The sequence below is a fragment of the Enterobacter soli genome, from assembly GCF_964208575.1.
Classification (GTDB): domain Bacteria; phylum Pseudomonadota; class Gammaproteobacteria; order Enterobacterales; family Enterobacteriaceae; genus Enterobacter; species Enterobacter soli_A.
This window is the reverse complement of record NZ_CAXOFU010000049.1, coordinates 1-530: the sequence shown is the minus strand read 5'-3', so window position 1 is coordinate 530 and position 530 is coordinate 1. Positions and strand designations below refer to the sequence as shown.

The window sequence follows — 530 nt, the reverse complement described above, 5'->3', positions numbered from 1 at the left end:
TGAGCACTACAAAGGCAGGTTCTTTAAGGTAAGGAGGTGATCCAACCGCAGGTTCCCCTACGGTTACCTTGTTACGACTTCACCCCAGTCATGAATCACAAAGTGGTAAGCGCCCTCCCGAAGGTTAAGCTACCTACTTCTTTTGCAACCCACTCCCATGGTGTGACGGGCGGTGTGTACAAGGCCCGGGAACGTATTCACCGTAGCATTCTGATCTACGATTACTAGCGATTCCGACTTCATGGAGTCGAGTTGCAGACTCCAATCCGGACTACGACATACTTTATGAGGTCCGCTTGCTCTCGCGAGGTCGCTTCTCTTTGTATATGCCATTGTAGCACGTGTGTAGCCCTACTCGTAAGGGCCATGATGACTTGACGTCATCCCCACCTTCCTCCAGTTTATCACTGGCAGTCTCCTTTGAGTTCCCGGCCGGACCGCTGGCAACAAAGGATAAGGGTTGCGCTCGTTGCGGGACTTAACCCAACATTTCACAACACGAGCTGACGACAGCCATGCAGCACCTGTCT

At 52.3% G+C, this 530-nt stretch carries 1 rRNA gene; it reads right to left on the bottom strand.

Going from position 1 to position 530, the window contains the following annotated elements:
* Positions 1–29: 29 nt before the first annotated feature.
* Positions 30–530 (bottom strand): 16S ribosomal RNA (locus AB6V08_RS23160); the annotation flags it as partial.